This is a genomic window from Terriglobia bacterium (assembly GCA_036496425.1).
Taxonomy (GTDB): domain Bacteria; phylum Acidobacteriota; class Terriglobia; order 20CM-2-55-15; family 20CM-2-55-15; genus 20CM-2-55-15.
Map to the genome: position 1 here is coordinate 18,046 of DASXLG010000249.1, position 14,992 is coordinate 33,037.

13 protein-coding genes and 1 pseudogene are annotated in these 14,992 nt (G+C 58.9%); 9 read left to right on the top strand and 5 right to left on the bottom strand.

Annotated elements, in window-relative coordinates:
- Positions 1-22 precede the first annotated feature (22 nt).
- Positions 23-1,078 (bottom strand): UDP-N-acetylmuramate dehydrogenase, encoded by a 1,056-nt coding sequence (locus tag VGK48_17900; protein ID HEY2383054.1) that lies wholly within the window; start codon positions 1,076-1,078, stop codon positions 23-25.
- Between the two features lie 27 nt (positions 1,079-1,105).
- On the opposite strand from VGK48_17900, the gene VGK48_17905 reads away from it, so the two are divergent.
- From VGK48_17905 to VGK48_17915, 3 genes are read left to right on the top strand one after another with little or no spacing between them, the layout of a single operon-like run.
- The gene (locus VGK48_17905) at positions 1,106-1,759 is read left to right on the top strand and encodes a class I SAM-dependent methyltransferase (protein HEY2383055.1); all 654 of its coding nucleotides are present in this window, start codon (positions 1,106-1,108) and stop codon (positions 1,757-1,759) included.
- A complete protein-coding gene (locus VGK48_17910; GenBank protein HEY2383056.1) occupies positions 1,756-3,072 on the top strand; it encodes a sodium:solute symporter family protein in 1,317 nt (438 codons plus the stop codon). The genes VGK48_17905 and VGK48_17910 overlap by 4 nt, the downstream gene beginning before the upstream one ends.
- Before the next feature lie 38 nt (positions 3,073-3,110).
- The gene (locus VGK48_17915) at positions 3,111-4,109 is read left to right on the top strand and encodes a P1 family peptidase (GenBank protein HEY2383057.1); all 999 of its coding nucleotides are present in this window, start codon (positions 3,111-3,113) and stop codon (positions 4,107-4,109) included.
- A 270-nt stretch (positions 4,110-4,379) separates the two neighbouring features.
- Here VGK48_17915 and VGK48_17920 read toward each other — a convergent pair whose 3' ends face one another.
- Positions 4,380-4,958, bottom strand: coding sequence for a hypothetical protein (locus VGK48_17920; GenBank protein ID HEY2383058.1), 579 nt, complete (start codon positions 4,956-4,958; stop codon positions 4,380-4,382).
- A complete protein-coding gene (locus VGK48_17925) occupies positions 4,951-5,355 on the bottom strand; it encodes a thioesterase family protein (protein HEY2383059.1) in 405 nt (134 codons plus the stop codon). Before VGK48_17925 ends, VGK48_17920 begins: the two co-directional genes overlap by 8 nt.
- A 35-nt stretch (positions 5,356-5,390) precedes the next feature.
- Between VGK48_17925 and VGK48_17930 the strand changes: the two genes are divergently transcribed.
- The 6 genes from VGK48_17930 to VGK48_17955 all read left to right on the top strand — a co-directional run bounded on the left by VGK48_17930 (position 5,391) and on the right by VGK48_17955 (position 14,093).
- Positions 5,391-6,545 (top strand): pyridoxal phosphate-dependent aminotransferase, encoded by a 1,155-nt coding sequence (locus VGK48_17930; GenBank protein ID HEY2383060.1) that lies wholly within the window; start codon positions 5,391-5,393, stop codon positions 6,543-6,545.
- Positions 6,546-6,601: 56 nt separating this feature from the next.
- Positions 6,602-7,624 carry a VOC family protein gene (locus VGK48_17935; GenBank protein HEY2383061.1) on the top strand — a complete coding sequence of 341 codons (1,023 nt, stop codon included), beginning with the start codon at positions 6,602-6,604 and terminating at the stop codon, positions 7,622-7,624.
- Positions 7,625-7,654: 30 nt separating this feature from the next.
- A complete protein-coding gene (locus VGK48_17940; GenBank protein HEY2383062.1) occupies positions 7,655-9,043 on the top strand; it encodes a serine/threonine-protein kinase in 1,389 nt (462 codons plus the stop codon).
- On the top strand, positions 9,040-11,238 hold the full coding sequence (locus VGK48_17945; protein ID HEY2383063.1) for a hypothetical protein: 2,199 nt from the start codon (positions 9,040-9,042) through the stop codon (positions 11,236-11,238). Before VGK48_17940 ends, VGK48_17945 begins: the two co-directional genes overlap by 4 nt.
- Before the next feature lie 113 nt (positions 11,239-11,351).
- Positions 11,352-12,746, top strand: a complete 1,395-nt coding sequence (locus VGK48_17950) for an ammonium transporter (GenBank protein HEY2383064.1) — start codon at positions 11,352-11,354, stop codon at positions 12,744-12,746.
- A 444-nt stretch (positions 12,747-13,190) separates the two neighbouring features.
- The gene (locus VGK48_17955) at positions 13,191-14,093 is read left to right on the top strand and encodes a YfhO family protein (protein ID HEY2383065.1); all 903 of its coding nucleotides are present in this window, start codon (positions 13,191-13,193) and stop codon (positions 14,091-14,093) included.
- A gap of 138 nt (positions 14,094-14,231) precedes the next feature.
- On the opposite strand, the pseudogene VGK48_17960 reads toward VGK48_17955, so the two are convergent.
- Together VGK48_17960 and VGK48_17965 are read right to left on the bottom strand one after the other, a co-directional pair.
- Positions 14,232-14,327: pseudogene (locus VGK48_17960) on the bottom strand (FMN-binding negative transcriptional regulator).
- 36 nt (positions 14,328-14,363) lie between these two features.
- Positions 14,364-14,992, bottom strand: a 629-nt coding sequence (locus VGK48_17965) for an isocitrate lyase/phosphoenolpyruvate mutase family protein (protein HEY2383066.1), incomplete at its 5' end; no start/stop codon positions are given.

Sequence of the window (14,992 nt, forward strand, 5' to 3'; positions counted from 1 at the left end):
CTTTCCTTGGAAGCTCAACAGGCTATTGTAGCAGACTCAAACCGACGAAGACGGGCTCCGGCGCCAACCGGACGCCGAATTCGCCATAGACACGGCCATGGATTTCCCGCGCCAGGCGAAGGATGCCGGCGGCGGTGGCGCTCCCTTTGTTGACGATCGCCAGCGTGTGTTTGGTGGAAATGCCCGCCGGCCCGATCGCGTAGCCCCTTGAAAAACCTGCATGTTCGATCAGCCACGCGGCGGAGGTTTTTACCCGGCCGGGCCCGGCATCATAACGGGGCAACGTGTGGCCGGCCCTGGCTCGCAGGTGTTCGAATTGAGATTCGCTGAGGATCGGATTCTTGAAAAAAGATCCGGCACTGCGGCAATCCGGATCGCCTTCCACCAGCAGCATCGCTTTGCGGGCGCGGATGCGACGGACCGCGTCACGAACACCACCCAGCGTCGCCGGCTCCTTGGAATTCTCGAACTCCCGTTGCACATCCGGATATCGGATCGCCGGTTCACCGTGCTCGGTTAGCGCGTATGTCACCTGAAGGACAATATATCGCTCGCGCGCCGTTGTATTGAACAGGCTCTCCCGATAGCGGAACCGGCATGCCCCAGGGATCAGATCGACAATCGAATCGGTCTCGCGATCATAGGCTCGAACTCCGGCGATGACTTCCGATACCTCCTGGCCGTACGCTCCGACGTTTTGAACCGGCGTGCCGCCGACAGAACCCGGAATTCCGCTTAAACACTCGACGCCCGCCAGATCGCGTTCCACACATTGCGCCACGAAACGGTCCCAGTCCTCGCCGGCGCCGGCGCGAGCGATCGCCTTGCCGTGATCGGCCTCCCATGCTGTTCCCTCGATTGCAATTTTCACCACGAGTCCAGGAAATCCGGCATCGGAGACCAGGAGGTTCGAACCTCCGCCCAGGACAAACAAAGGGAGTTTTTTTTCGTTGGTGAATTGAACTGATTCGAGAACGGCTGCTTCGGTTGCGGCTTCGATGAAATATCTCGCCGGACCACCGATGCGGAACGTCGTCAGGGGAGCCAGCGCCACGTTCTCCTTGATGAGTGCATTCACCGCGGTTTCAGTCTAACATTGTGGCCCGTGCGGCACGTTCGGACCATCCTCGTTGTCCTTATTCTCGGCGGTTTGGCGGGAAACGCCCAGACCCAGGCCAAACGTCAACCTGCGCCCGTCATGTCGGCGGCCGGAGCCGACTGGCTTACCCGGCCGGAACGCATCCAGGAAGAGGATCCGGACCGGATGCTGATAGCGCTCGATATCAAAAAGGGCTCGGTTGTTGCCGACATCGGCGCGGGCGTCGGCTATCACGTCTGGCGTCTCTCGGATATTGTCGGGCCGGCGGGGAAGGTCATCGGCGAAGACATCCAGGACGGGATGATCCGCATGATGAAAAAGAACATCGAAGACCGCAAGCTGCACAACGTCGAGATCATTCAAGGAACGCCGACGGATCCGAAATTGCCGGCGGGCGCGCTGGATCTGGTCCTGATGGTGGACGTCTATCACGAGTTTTCCGACCCGGTGACGATGTTGAACCATATCAAAGAGGCCCTGAAGCCTAATGGCCGCGTTGTTCTGGTCGAGTTCCGGAAAGAAGATCCAAAGGTTCCGATCCAGCCGCTTCATAAAATGTCCGTCGAGGACGTCCGATCGGAACTCGAACCACTCGGTTTCAAGTTCCAGCGCTCGCTTGAATTTCTGCCCTGGCAGCACGTTATCATCTTCACCAGGTGAATCTCCAGATCGGGGTACTCATTGGCTACTCCGCGCTGTTCATCACGGTGGGGCTGTTCATATCCCGGCGGGTGAAAAAGGCGGACGACTTTCTGGTTGCCGGACGAAGCCTGAGCCCCGGCCTGATTGCCGCGACATTTCTTGCCGCCAACATCGGCGCGGGATCGACCGTTGGCGCGACGGGACTGGGTTACATCTACGGCTTTGGCGCGTGGTGGTGGGTCGGCTGTGCCGGTATCGGTTCCTTCATTCTCGCAAATACGGTCGGACCGAAGATCTGGTCGCTCGCGGCGAAGCATGGCTGGCGAACCGTCGGCGACTTTCTCGACTACCGTTACAGCCGTTCGGTGCGCGGCGTCATTGCCGTGTTGCTCTGGCTGGGCACGCTGATGATCCTTGCCGGCCAGCTGATCGCGATTTCACAGATTCTCGCAGTGGTGTCGGCCCTGCCAAAGTGGGAAGGCTGCCTCATTGGAGGAGTTGTTGTAACGGCCTATTTTGCCGCCGGCGGTCTTCTCAGTTCGGCTTGGGTCAACCTGATTCAGCTCACCGTGAAGCTTGCGGGTTTCACGCTCGCAGTCCCTTTCGCGATCGCCGCGGCCGGAGGATGGGAAGGGCTGCAACCCGCCATCCGGACATCGACTCCGCTGGGCGCATCCGGCGTTTTGTCTTATGTGGCGATTCTCGTCCCCTCGTTCGTCATCTCGCCCGGTTTGATTCAAAAACTCTACGGGGCGCGCGATGCGCGCGCCGTCCGGCAGGGCGTGAACTGGAACGCGCTGGGATTGATCGTCTTTGCTTTTGCGCCGGCCATCCTCGGCATCGTCGCGCATGCTCGATTCCCGGGACTGGCGAATCGGGAACTCGCGCTTCCCCTCGTCATGACAAAGCTGATGCCCGGATGGCTGGGGCTGCTCACGCTGGCCGCCGTGTTTTCGGCCGAGGTCAGTGCGAGCGACGCGATTCTCTTCATGCTTTCGAGTTCGCTCAGCGTCGACCTTTATAAGACGTTTTTGAAACCGAAAACGTCGGACCGGGAACTGCTCCGTATCGGACGCATTACGGCTTTCGCCGGCGCCGGCTTGGGCGTTGTGCTTGCGATTGTTCTGCCGTCGATCATTTCCGCCCTTCAAATTTTTTACACCCTGATGGCGGTGGCGCTGTCGGCGCCGCTGCTCGTCGGCCTCTACGCGCGGCGACCGACGGCGGCGCGGGCGATCGTGGCGATCGTCAGTTCGGTTTCTCTGACGGCATTCACGCAGTCGGCGCCAATAGGAATATTGGCCGCGTTCGTGGTAATGATTATGCCGTGAATCGCAGATCCTTCCTTGGGGCACTCACGGCTGCGGGTCTGTTGAACCAGACCGTGTCCTACGCACAAGCGCGCGAGGGATTCATCACCGACGTCGACGGTATCAAGGTCGGACACTTCACCGAAACACGCAGGCCGACGGGCTGCACCGTCATTCTTTATGAAGCCGGTGCTGTGGGTGGCGTCGATGTCCGCGGCTCCGCTCCGGGGACTCGCGAAACGGATCTCCTCAAACCGACGAACCTGGTGGACAAGGTCAATGCCATTGTTCTTTCCGGCGGAAGCGCGTTCGGTTTGGATTCCGCTACAGGCGTGATGCGATACCTCGAAGAACATAATGCCGGGTACCCGACTGCCGGCGGTAAAGTGCCGATCGTTCCGGCGGCGATCCTTTATGACCTTAATGTTGGCGATGGGAAAATCCGGCCCAACGCGGACTCGGGGTACAAGGCCTGCACGAATGCCAAATCCGGAGCGGTCGAAGAAGGTAGCGTCGGTGCCGGCGCCGGGGCCACCATCGGCAAGATCGGCGGCGGAAAACCGATGAAGGGCGGGATTGGAACGTCGAGCATCAAGCTGCCGAACGGCCTCGTGGTCGGCGCGATTGTTGCGGTGAACTGCGTTGGAGATGTTATCGATCCCAGGAGCGGAAAGATCGTCGCGGGCGCGCGCACGGCGGACGGGAGATCGTTTCTGAATATCATGGAGACGTTCCGCTCGGGCCGCGGTGTGGTTCAGAACACGCCGCCGGGGCAGAACACGACCATAGGTGTGGTTGCGACGAATGCGCGATTTGACAAGACACAGATGACCAAGATTGCGGAAATGTCTCATGACGGCATGGCTCGCGCAATCAACCCGACCCACACGCCGTCGGACGGAGATACGCTTTTCGCGCTTTCCACCGGGACGGGGGCGGCAAACGCGAATCTTACGGCCATCGGGGCTCTCGCGGCGGAAATGGTTACCGAGGCGATCCTTCGCGCGGTGAGGAAGGCGAAATCAGTGCCCGGTTATCCGAGCGTAAGCGAGCTGTAGGGAAGGTCTGTGGCAAAGAAGCACAGATGTCGTTCAGGCAACATTCCCCTCCGTATTCAAGGAGGGGTGGCCGAGCGATCATACCGTTAGAACGCGAGGACGGGGTGGTTAGGAAAAGGTCGCGAAGCCTCATTATTTATGCTCGCGTAGCGCACCCTATTTTGTTGAAATTTACCAACCACCCCGTCTGCGCCGCTGCGGAACGGGGATCTCTTGTTAGTGGCGCAGCCACCCCTCCTTGAAAACGGAGGGGAATGGGCTTGGCCCAATTCATTCCGCGCGGCCGACCAACCCTGCCTTGTACAGCCGTTCATCCATGTACATGCGTCCTGTCGCCTGGAAGATCGGCGTGTGCGCGATTTCGCAGAGATACTCCGGAATCGCCCAGAGGGGCTCTTCAGTCGTCATCCACTGCAAAGAATCAAACCGGGCCAGATTCACCGGCCTCCGCGAATACCCCCGCAGCGTTTTCTCACCCTTCAAGTTGTAGTAGTGCTCGAAGTAAGACAGCGCGAGCTCGCGCAACGTGCGGTAAACCGGAGAACGAAACCTCAGGCCGGCATAATTCGACTTTCCGATCGCCCCCCAATGCCCATTTGTCCGGTAGACAGCGATCACATGATCGTCGTCGCGCACGGCTTCGAGATCCAGGATCAAGGGCGGATGACCGTTCGCGCGCAATGCCGCAGCGGCAAAGAGGGCGCCTTCGAAACAGTGTGCCGTATTGAAGTCGATGACGAGGCGGGGTGACCGGCAGGTCTCGCCGGACTTCTCTTTGTTGTACGGAAGGTCATCGAGATAACGCTGGATTTTTTCCGGCGTGGAGAGCTTATGCAGCAGCTTATGCATTCCTGGCGATAATACTTCGAATGGCATCCGGAAGCGGGACCGATTTGAAGGTCGAGGCGTCGACGCAGACAACGGTGATGTATCCCTCCGCGAGCTTCTCCGTGGTTGTATCGGAGACGATCTCAAAATTGTAACGGATGGTCTTCTCTCCCTTCAGCTGCGGGTTCAACCGAACCCTGATGGCGCCGCCAAGCGGTATGGGTTTCGAGAATTTCGAAAACGCTTCGACCCGGGGCAGCCACATTTCATGGGATTTCAGAACGGACTGCAGATCCATTCCTGCCGCCCGGAACATCTCCTCTTCGGCGTGTTCGGCGAACTTGAAAAAGTGCGGAAAATGCACAATGCCTGCCGCGTCCACGTCCGCCCAATAAGTCTGCAGCCTCACCTCGAACATGACGGGTGGATTCTAGCACTGGTAGACTCACCGGTATGGAGATGTTCTTCTCAGACTTTGCGGCAAACCTGGGGGGCGCGAAGAACCCCTTATATCTTTTGCACGACCGGCTGAAGACGGAAGGGGCAAAAGTCGTGGACCTGGTCCGCGGCAATGTCAACGAACACGGGATCGTCTACCCGCCCGATATTCTCGATGAGATTCTGAAGATCTCAGCGGAAGGCGCTCGCGTCTATCGCCCGGATTCGCTCGGCCAGCGGCCCGCGCGCGAGGCGATCGCGCGCTACTACGACGATCTGGGTATCTCCGTCGACCAGATCCTGCTCACTCCGGGCACGAGCGTGTCCTACTGGTACTGCTTCAAGCTCCTTGCCGAACACGGCGACGAGATCCTGTGCCCTCAACCTTCATATCCGCTCTTCGATTACATCGCGCGGCTCGCCGGCCTCAACCTGACGCACTACCGGCTGGACGAATCGCAAAACTGGGCGATCGATCTGGATCATCTCGAGAGCCAGATCACGGCAGGTACGCGGGCCATCATTCTGATTTCGCCACACAATCCCACCGGCATGGTCGCGGACCAGAAGCAGCTCCAGGGCCTCGCCGACATCGCCGCACGGCATGCGCTGCCGATCATCTCGGACGAAGTGTTCAGCGAGTTTCTGTTCGGGATGGAGACGTTTCCGCGGATCGCGTCGACGAACGCGCCGCTGGTCTTTACCCTGAATGGTTTTTCCAAGATGTTCGCTTTGCCGGGAATCAAGCTGGGGTGGATGGCAATCAGCGGGAATGAACCATTGGTGAAGAAATCGATGGCCGCGCTCGATCTGATTTCGGATACATTTCTGCCGGTCAATGAAATCGCTCAATTTGCCTGCTCGGAGATATTTGCGCGCGGGGGCGGTTTCCTGGATGGGTATCGCGACTGGATCCGGAGATGCAGGACGGCGGCGGTTGAAGGTTTGAAGGGGCTGTCATTTGTTCCGCCGCAGGGTGGGTTTTACATTACACTTCGGGTCGATCGGGATGAAGAACAACTGGCAGCGAATTTGTTGGAACGTGATGGGATTCTGGTCCATCCGGGATATTTTTACGACATCATGCCGGATCACCTGGTGATGACGTTTATCGAGGAACCGGAGACGGTGCGGGGTCATTTTGAGAGGATTGCGCGGCAGCTACGGTAGGGTTTGAGGGTAGCTACTCCGCGCCTGACTCAGGCGAGAGTTCAAGAGGAGGACTGATGCGATTTTCAATGATTGCCTTTGCAGTGGGCATGGTTTTCGCGTTCGCCGCCGCTGGCTTCGCACGGCAGGCGGCGGCTCCGGCAGGAGACGTGGTGATCGGTTCCGGAAGTTTCAGCCCGATCGTCAAAGACCTGGATAAGTCCCTCGCCTTCTACCGGCACCTTCTGGGCGTCAGCGCTCCCGCCACCGCGACGGAACCGACGCCTTTCGGCAACGATTCCGCTCTCCTGAATTTTCTGGGCACACCCACGGCCCAGGTCCGAGTCGGAACCGTCCGGATTCCGGGCACGATGATGAATGTCGAAATTGTCGACTTCAAAGACATCGACCGGAAAGCCGTCCACCCGCGGCTGCAGGACCCCGGGGCAGTCATGCTCATCCTGCTGGTTCGCGATGTCGACACGCTACTTGCGGACATGAAGAAACAAGGCGCGCCGGTGGTCACGGCCGGCGGCGTTCCGGTCACTGTCGCGGATAAGACTCGGGCCGTGGTCATCCAGGATCCCGATGGCTTCCACATTGCGCTCCTCCAGATCGATCCCCTGCCGGAAACAACCGCGCCCGCCGCCAGCAATGTGATCGGATCGCGTTTCGCACTGACCGTGGAAGACACGGATCAAACGGTGCGCGTCTATCGCGATGTGCTCGGCTTCAAACCGGAGGCCGGTGGCTTCAGTGTGAACAAAAGCTGGAACGATCTGATGAACACGGCGGGAGCTCAGATGCGGCGAACCACCGCCATGGTTCCCGGCTCTCCGCTGCAGGTGGAGTTTCTCGAGTTCAAAGGCATCGAACGCCATCCCATCAACGCGCGGATCCAGGACTCGGGCGCGACGCGGCTACAACTGCGGGTTCGGGATTCGGACGCCGCGGTGAAGGCTTTGAAGACTGCCGGCGGCCGCGTCATCACGACGGGGGGAAATGACGGTCCGATCGACATGCGTGGCTTGCACCTGGCGATAGTTCGCGAAGTAAACAATTTGTTTCTTGTGATCTTTGCGCAGCCCCCGCGCCGGTAGACGCCGCCCGGTGTTAAGATCCATTCAACTTTGAGCGACGAAGCTAAAACCGCCAGCAGACTCGCGCCGCAGCAGCGAGTCGGATCGTTCATCCTTCTGGAAAGACTTGGCGCCGGTGGGATCGGCGAAGTATGGAAAGCCCGGGACCACCGTTTAAACCGGGTCGTCGCTTTGAAGTTCATCCTCGATGACACGCGCAGTTCATCGAACGATCTGCTGCGCGAAGCGCGCGCCACTTCAGCCCTCAACCAGCCCAACATCGTAACGATTCTCGAGATCGGCGAAAGCGACGGCGGTACCTACATCGCCATGGAGTTCGTTGAAGGCGAAACGCTTCGTGAACGGATGAAGCGCGGCCTGCCGTTTCCGGCAGCGCTCGATATCGCAATGCAAATGGCGAAAGGCCTCGCGGCCGCGCACGAGATCGGAATCATCCATCGCGACATCAAGCCGGAGAACGTCATGATCCGGATCGACGGCCTCGTCAAGCTCCTCGACTTCGGCTTCGCGAAGGTGCTGCCGTGGAGTCAGGACGCCGTGACGGCCGGGGCCGCCGGAGCACCGAGCGAAAGCGGCCAGCTCACCGGAACATTCGGCTACATGTCGCCCGAACAGGCGCGCGGCCGGCAGATCGAGCCTTCGAGCGACATCTTCTCTTTTGGAATTGTGCTGTATGAAATGCTGACCGGAGAGCATCCCTTCCGGGCCGAGACTCCGATCGACACCCTGCATCGAATCCTCAATACCGAGCCGGTCAGCACCCGCGGCCGATGTCCGGAAGCGCCGGCGGAAATCCATAACATCATCGAGCGTTGCCTGAAAAAAGATAAGACGCAGCGCTTCCAGTCGGCGTCCGATCTGCTGGCCCATCTTCGGCTTGCGGAAGGCGCCGCGCCCGGGCCTAAACGTCGGATCTCCCGCCGCAGCGGCCGCATCGCTGCAACGATCCTGCTCGCCGTTGTGCTCGCAGCAGCGCTGATCTGGTTCTGGCGGCCGTTTTCCCGGCCACCGGCGAACTCGATCGTGGTCCGCTCAATCGCGGTCGCGAACCTCACCACGCCGCCCGAAGAACCGATTGCCGGCGTCCTGGCTCAGGGCCTGTCTGAAGAATTAGGGGGCGCGCTCTCCCATGAAGGGTTTCTGGTGCCGGCCCGCAGCCGGGTTCTTGCCGCCTCGGGCGAGACGACGGATCCGGAAAAGATCGGCGCGGAGCTCAAAGTGGATGCCGTTTTGCAAGGAACGGTAACCAATGTCAATAACGAGTTCCGGATCTATGTCGAATTAGTGGACACGAAAACCGGTTTCCAGATATGGAGCCGGCTGTCCAGCGCTGGCCAATCCGATGTTCTGTCGAGCGATTCGGACACCGCTGAACAAATTGCCAAAGAGCTTCGGTCCGCTGTGGGCGAGGGGAGATGAAAATCAGACTGCCTGGATTTCTGACAATCGTGGGGCTGGCGCTGCCCGTTTTTCTGGCAGTCAACGCAAAGGCGGCGGATGTGCAAATCACCGTTCTGCCGAACCACTCGATTAATGTCAGCGGCGGGAGCGGCAAGCAAGCCTGGCATATTCAGTACGGCGCGCGGAGCGGACCGGGCCGCTTACCGGGGGTGGGAACTCTCACTCTCTCCGGCCCCGGCGACATTGCCTATTTCACGCACGAAACCTGGCTGAGGCGCGTGGATGTGAGCAGGGGCGTTGTGACCGGGCGGTGGCATTTCCCGGGAATGCGCATCACGGCGCTTGCCTGGAAAGACGATCACATTCAGGTACGCGTAGAGGATTTCAGGGTCGGCGGCGAAATGTTCCCGCGAACCATCGACTTCAATCCGGATCATCCGAATTTCCCGTTTTGGCCGAACGGGTCGATACTTTCCGCCAGCACCGCGGAACTGGAGACATACTGCTGCTGGGCAGCGGGATTTAATGATGTCGCTCAAGCGAAGGAGTGGCTGGATGAAGCCGAAAACGCGGTCCGGCGGGATCCGTTCTCTCCGTGGATGAAGATTCAGCTGGCGCACATTTACCGTGCGCTTGGCCGTCCTGAAGCGGCAGAACTTTTTCAACGAGCCATTCATACCGAAGTCAACGATTACAGCGAGCTGCTGCGTATCTCCGCGAACCTGGACGATGACGGCCGGCCGGAAGATGCACAGGAAGCCTTCGAGCGCGGATATGCCGAGTATTGGAAACGGGGGATGGATCCCCGCTTCAACGCGCGACTGCTCGGCCAGCTATTGATTTATCCGAATCCGAGGAAAATCTCGCGCACGCTCCGCCCGGAACTCATCGACCGCCGATATCGGTTGGGACCATGGGTCGAAGACGCGGCATATGCCTGGGACACTTATGCGAATGTGCTCGACTCCGGCGGCAAATCACAAGAGGCGGCGCAATGGCGCGCGCGGGCGGGCGAAGCACGGCAGAATTCGCTTTATCCGCTCAACCGAACGCTCATGCGCTGGTACGAAATCGCGTTCACGCTGGTGCCAGCAGTCGATCTCGCCGCGGGTCTCTTTATCCTGGCATTGTTCCTGCGCTATCTGCCGCAGCGCAAGTTGCAGGGCCGCGCGCGGCAGACCGGGGTTGCGCGCGGTTTCACGTTCTTCAACATCGAGTATTGGAGCCGGGCCGACCGCATGGCGTTTTTCCTGATCTGCATCGCGAGCTGGTTCGCCCTGGGAGCAGCCGGCGCGATGACTCAGACACTGGTCCGCCAGGCAGGAATCCCGCTCAGCGTCGGCATGGGAAATTTCGGTGGGCCCGCGACAACCTGGTATTTCGAGAACCGGCTCGCGGCAAGTCCCGAACGGGACCTTTTGCTCGCCATTGCGTACCAGGACGAAGCAGAAAACACCAAGGCGGAACAACTGTATCGCGGCTTGAGTCAATTTCCGGAAAGCTGGAACAATCTGGGCGTTCTGCTCCAGGATGCCGGCAAGACCGCGGAATCAAGACAAGCGTTCGAACAGGCCCTGCGTCTGGATTCGAACATGCCGGACGCACACTGGAATCTCGAACACAAGTCACAGGACTTCTGGACAGAGATGCACCAGAAATTCGTTCCGGATCGTGGAATGATCGCGCCGCCGAGCCGGCAACACTTCATGCAGGCCCTCGGACTGGGCTCACCGTCTCAGTTCTTCCTCCAGGCCCTCCGCGGGCCGTTCATCGGATACGCCATGCTCGATGCGGGCGCCAGATTAAGGTTACCGCGCCCGTTCGCACTGTCGTTTTACCTGACATTGGCCGAGATCGCTGCCGGATTGCTTATTCTCTTAGTTCTACCCTTCCGTGATGTCACTCAGCCTGCGTATCGGTTCCAACTTGGTCTGGAGTACCTGCTACCCGGAACCGCCCCGCAATGGCGGCGGTGGGGTGGACTGCTGCTGTGCGCATGGGCAGCCCTCCTCCTGCAATGGCTGGCCTCGTTGGCCGGTATCGGAACGGTCGCGTTCGGCGGCTTTCCCAATATTCAGCGTTCGTTCGGCGTGCCCGCCGCCTCACAACCAACGAATGTTTTCCAGCAGAACGCGCCGTACATGCTTGCCGCCATGGCTGTCCTCTATGCGATCAACGCCGCTCTGGTCTGGCGTTCGCATCGTCAGGTTTAAATAATTCTGCCTCTTCCCAAATTTTTCAGGCATTTTCGTGTACTGTAAGCGACCGTGTAGTCCGGGCCGATGTAACGAGTGACTACACAGTTCCGACAAAGGGGAGTATTGGAATGAAACGCCACGTCCGCGTTTTATTGTTTGTATTGATTTGCCTTGCCGCGTCGACTCTGCCCGTCTTTGCTCAAACTCCAGCAGCCCAACCGAAAGTGGATACCGGAGACACAGCCTGGATGCTGACTTCTTCGGCTCTGGTTCTTTTCATGACGATCCCAGGCCTCTTTCTTTTCTATGGTGGCCTGGTGCGTTCAAAAAATGTTCTCGGCGTGCTGATGCAGAACTTCATCATGGTCGGGCTCGTGACCGCACAGTGGATCATTATCGGATACAGTCTGGCGTTCGCCAACGGCTCGAGTTTTATCGGCGGCCTTCAATGGGTGGGTTTACACGGCGTCGGCGCGGCTCCGAATGCGGATTATGCTGCAACGATCCCGCACCAGACGTACATGTTCTATCAACTGATGTTCGCCATCATCACGCCCGCCTTGATGACCGGTGCGTTTGCGGAGCGGATGAAGTTCGTTTCTTTCCTGGCCTTTTCGCTGCTCTGGTCTACGCTTCTTTATGACCCGCTCGCGCATTGGGTGTGGGGCACCGGCGGCTTCCTTCGCAACATGGGCGCTCTCGATTTCGCGGGCGGGACCGTCGTGCATATCAGCGCGGGTATGTCCGCGCTTGTCGCTGTGTTGATTCTGGGTAAACGTGCCGGGCACGGCAAAGTACCGATGCCGCCACACAACCTTCCGTTTGCGGTGATCGGTGCGGCGATGTTGTGGGTGGGTTGGTTTGGATTCAACGCGGGATCGGCTCTCGGTGCAAACGGTCTGGCTTCGAGCGCATTTATGGCGACACACACGGCTGCTTCGCTGGCGGCTTTGGGATGGATGCTTGCCGAATGGATCAAGAGCGGCAAGCCGACAATGCTCGGCGCCGCATCCGGAGCCGTCGCGGGATTGGTTGCGATTACCCCTGCATCCGGTTTTGTGACACCGCTGGCTGCAATGGTGATTGGTTTTGTTGCAGGTGTCGTCTGCTATAGCGCCTGCTTCCTGAAGTCGATATTCGGATATGACGACGCGCTGGATGTCGTCGGCGTACACGGTGTGGGCGGCATTCTGGGCGCGATTCTCACTGGAGTATTTGCTTCGAAAGCGATCAACCCGGCCGGAAACGATGGATTGATTTACGGCAATCCCGGCCAGGTTGTAACCCAATTGATTGCAGTCGGAGTAACCATCATATTCGCAGCGGCAGGCACCGCCGTGATCCTGCTCGCCATCAAGGCGCTGATGGGATTGCGTGTCAGCGAAGAGGACGAGCTCTTAGGTTTGGACCTGAGTCAGCACAGCGAAAGCGCATACGTGCTCGCGTCCGACTATGACGAAGGAGCTTCGGCGTTGTCCGGTCACGCTCCGGCCAGAGCCAAAGCAGCAACGTCTCGGACCTGAGGCACAAAGACTTACACGTATGCCTGTAATGGCTTTATTGTGTGGATGGTAAATTTAGCCGGGAGGAAGCTGTGACCAGGGAAACACCATTACCCGAAAGTTTTTTTACATCGATCAAAAGGCTTTGCGGTGTGCCAAACGCATTCTGCGCGTCCGCACCGATGCGGAGGCGATTCCTCTGGCGTTAGAACGCGTCGCCGAAGCGGTAACCCGGATATTGCATAAAAGTGGCGGTCGCCATCAACCGATCCCGATCATTCTGGCGGATTGCCATTCCCGTCTTTGCTCTTTTCGTGGCGCTAAACTATGCGCCGATCTTTGAAGGTAAGATCCCGTTTCCGCGCGATCTCGTTCTGACTCATGCGGCGTGGGAAGGACATCGTCCCGCAGCCCTGCGTTTATACCCTTCAATTATTGATGTTCCGGCGGTGTTCTATCCGTTTCATGTTCTGGCTTCGCGCGCGGCTCGCGAAAGAACGTTTCCGTTGTGGAATCTGCTTCCTCGCGGCAATCGAACTACTCACATTCAGTTATGGCTACCTGGGGTTCGCCGCACCAAACGAAGTCTTTCCGCCGGCGCCAGTCTTTGATTTTCTTGCCAGACAGGGTAATCCCGCGGAGTTTCGCATCGCGAAGGTCGGCTATCCGATACCTGCGAACTCAGGAATGTTCTATGGGGTCGAAATGGCTGAGGGCTATGACCTGCCTATCGAGCGCACCCGGTTGTTCACGCAGGGGCTGACGGAGAATCGCGACGATGGCGTGTTTTTTCTGGCCGACAAGATTGTGGAGACGAACGATCGGCGGCTAGATCTGATGAATTTGAAATACATTGTGACCAGCTGGCCAAGTCCGGAGTTCGATCGACTCGTCAGGCGGTCCGATCGTTTTGCCGTTGTTTATGAGGAAGGCGCAATCGCGGTCTTCGAGAACAAATCCGTATTGCCGCGAGCTTTTGTCGTGCCGGAGCAAGGCGTCGAAGTCATCCCGGATCCGGCAGCCCAGCTTAACCGTTTGAAGGACGTTTCTTTTGATCCGCAGAAAGCGGTCATCGTTTCGCGGTCTCCTGTTGAAGCTGCCGGCGGCGACGAACCTTTCAGCGGTGATGTCCGCCTCTCCGAATCCCACAACCACGAGACGGTTCTGCAGACCCGCGGTTCCGGGCCTTCCATCCTGGTTTTGAGCCAGACGTACTATAGCGGCTGGCAGGCCACGATCGACGGCAGAGAAGCGTCCGTTGAGCCCGTCGACTTTGCCTTGTCAGGCGTGGCTTTGCCCTCCGGCACGCATGAGGTCCGGTTTGTCTATCGCCCGGAAAGCTTCAGACTGGGCGCCTTGATTCGCTGATATCTCTGGCTGTCGTTGTGAGTGCGGTACGCCGCCGGTCCATCCACCTTAAATGATTTCCCCGTTCGCGCTCTGCATCGCTTCGGCCACGGGCGCAGATTCTATCAAGAAGGGAATGTGATTCGCCTGCAATCCTTAATCATTCAGAGTGACCAGCGTCCCCAGGGGATGATTGGCGATCAGTTCCCTTAAGACATCCACACGATTTTCCTCGAATACCTTAGGTATGTACATCTTCGGCTCCTGCAACCCTCTGCTTTGTCAGTATCGTCAGCGGAAGAGGTTGTTGATTTCGGCGGAAGGCGCAACGCCTTCAAGGCCTTTGAAACTGCCCTCTCTGGAGAGAGCCTGCGCTGCGTCCATGAACCCCGTCCAGGCAGCGCGCGCCAGAGCTGAACCGAGACTGATACGGCGAACGCCCAATTCAGCGAGATCCACAACGCTCAAGCCGATATCGCGGCTGACTAGAACGTTTACGGGTTTGGGCGCCACCTCCTTCACGATCGTTTTGATTTCGTCGCGCTGATGAACGCCCGGAGCATAAAGGACATCCGCCCCTGCCTCTGCATAGGCCTGAAGCCGGCGAACGGATTCCTTAAGCGGCTCGGGGTGCTTTGTGAGGTAGCACTCAGCTCTTCCCACCAGCAGAACTCCGGAACCGGAAGCATCGATTGCCGAGCGCGCAGCCCTGAGGCGCGCCATCGCCATCGGTAACTCGTAAAGGGGCTGCCCGGGATTTCCAGTGCTGTCCTCGATGGAAAGGCCCGAGACTCCTGTCTCAATGCAAAGCCTCACGTTCTCCGCGACACCGGCAGGATCGGTGGCCAGTCCGGCTTCAAAGTCCGCATTGATGGGAAGGTCGACACTCCCGACAATCTCCGCAATGTGTGCCAATACTG

Bases quoted from the DNA above. Each gene is read 5' to 3' on its own strand.
- VGK48_17935 (HEY2383061.1), top strand. From the start codon at position 6,602: ATGCGATTTTCAATGATTGCCTTTGCAGTGGGCATGGTTTTCGCGTTC.
- VGK48_17925 (HEY2383059.1), bottom strand. From the start codon at position 5,355: ATGTTCGAGGTGAGGCTGCAGACTTATTGGGCGGACGTGGACGCGGCA.
- VGK48_17950 (HEY2383064.1), top strand. From the start codon at position 11,352: ATGAAACGCCACGTCCGCGTTTTATTGTTTGTATTGATTTGCCTTGCC.
- VGK48_17945 (HEY2383063.1), top strand. From the start codon at position 9,040: ATGAAAATCAGACTGCCTGGATTTCTGACAATCGTGGGGCTGGCGCTG.
- VGK48_17920 (HEY2383058.1), bottom strand. From the start codon at position 4,958: ATGCATAAGCTGCTGCATAAGCTCTCCACGCCGGAAAAAATCCAGCGT.
- VGK48_17930 (HEY2383060.1), top strand. From the start codon at position 5,391: ATGGAGATGTTCTTCTCAGACTTTGCGGCAAACCTGGGGGGCGCGAAG.
- VGK48_17955 (HEY2383065.1), top strand. From the start codon at position 13,191: ATGTTCTGGCTTCGCGCGCGGCTCGCGAAAGAACGTTTCCGTTGTGGA.